1 protein-coding gene is annotated in these 1,840 nt (G+C 35.3%); it reads right to left on the minus strand.

Annotation, left to right across the window (positions count from 1 at the left end; translation table 11 throughout):
• Positions 1–27 precede the first annotated feature (27 nt).
• Positions 28–1,166 (minus strand): IS3 family transposase gene (locus ABT299_RS52555; RefSeq protein WP_500255463.1). Its coding sequence is split into 2 segments (ribosomal slippage): positions 28–914 and positions 914–1,166, totalling 1,140 coding nucleotides; the frame shifts between segments, so codons are not numbered across the junction.
• Positions 1,167–1,840: the final 674 nt, after the last annotated feature.

Raw genomic sequence — 1,840 nt, forward strand, 5'->3', positions numbered from 1 at the left:
ACACTGAGTTTAGAGAATTTTAGAATTTTATTTTTCATTGTCTTTTGGAGAATTGTAATCAAGACCTGAATGCATCCTTTTTGTATTGTAATAGGTCTCAATGTATTTAAATATTTCTTGAGTAGCCTCAGCTCTTGTCTCAAAATGAGCATCATTAATAAGCTCCCTCTTTAGCGTCTTATAAAAAGACTCCATCATTGCATTGTCATATGGATTTCCTTTACGACTCATGCTAGATTGAGCACCGACTTGACGAAGAGTAGATTGATAACGAGAGCTTGTATATTGACTCCCTTGATCAGTATGGACAATCAAGCCAGGCTGAGGATGTTCTTTCCCACAAGCTTGTAAGAAGCAATCCCTCACCAGTTTATCTTGCATCCGTGAAGACATTGACCAGCCTACAATCTTACGTGAAAAAACGTCGATATTCACGGCTAAGTATAAGGTGCCTTCTTTGGTAGGGATATAGGTCATGTCTCCCAGCCATACTTTATTAGGAGCTGTTGCTTTAAAGATCTGATTAATTAAATTGGGTCTTGAAAGCGAAGCTCCTTTTCTGTTGTAATGTTTATATTTATAACGGCTTCCCTTGGCATAAAGTCCCATCAAGTGCATCAGTTTCCCAACACGTTTCGTGTTGGTCATAATACCAGTATTATGAAGTACCTTGGTAATTCTAACCGCACCATAGCGTCCCTTATGCTCATGAAAGACAGCTTTTATCTTCTCTGAGAGAATTTCTCTCTCCACTTGTTGTTTTGAAGGACGACGATGCATGTATTCATAGAAACCTGAGCGAGAAACCTTAAGAACTTTTACTGCATGTTTAATTTTTATCTTCCCATGATGTTTCAAGAGAAATTCAAAACGTTTTACTTGCTTCGCTTCAAGAAGACCCGGAACTTTTTTAGAAGTTCAAGTTCCTCCTGAAGATAACGATTTTCTTTCTCTAACAATTTAATCTTATGTTGGGCATTAGCTAGGGCTGTCCCATTGCCTGGAAAAGCACTTTCTCCATATTCTTCAACTTCTTGAACCCAGCGATAAAGACTATTGGCATGAACCTCAAGCTCTTGGCTGACTTCTTTAACAGAGTAACCCTCTTCAAGAATGAGTTTTACTGCAGAATTTTTAAATTGTTTATCGAATTTTCTTCTTGCCATAATAAACCTTTCCACGATTTCTCTTAACTTTGTGTCTAGTTTATTATAACCTTTCCACCTTTCATTTTTGTGTCTTAATAGACAGATTATAACACACAATTTTCTGTCCACTTTTATAGTATAGCTCCAATTCAAGATGACTTGGAAGAACTAGAAGTAATCGCTAAAGGTGTGTTTGAGTCTTCCATACGTGCTATCTTTCCATTTGACGGAAGAGATAAATACTTAACTCTATCAAAAAAATCAAAGTAACCACGACCGCAAGGGAGTTCTTTTTATTAGCAGGTATGTGTCCAGTTAAAAAGGAGAGTGTACAAGCGGAGCGAAAAGAGCAATGCAGGGAGTTTAAATTTAGAACTTCAATTCAATGGTTTTGACTTTTTCTTTTGACCTTGATTTTAATTTTTGAAAAAAATAAAAAAAGGCGAAGCCTATATTAATTTATCATATATATTTTAATCTTTTGTTCTTTTGCGTGGTAAAAAAGTTAGTGTTAACGCCATTCATAGAAATTAAATAGTCAGAAAAAACTATGTATACAGTCAGAAAAAACTATGTATACAGTCAGAAAAAACTATGTATACAGTCAAAAACACATTGATTAACTGACTGTATTTTGATATAATAAAAGCATGAAGAAAAATTCTTTGCACGGAATTTCTTCATGCTTAGCC

The organism is Spirillospora sp. NPDC000708, from assembly GCF_040299565.1.
Taxonomy (GTDB): Bacteria; Actinomycetota; Actinomycetes; order Streptosporangiales; family Streptosporangiaceae; genus Spirillospora.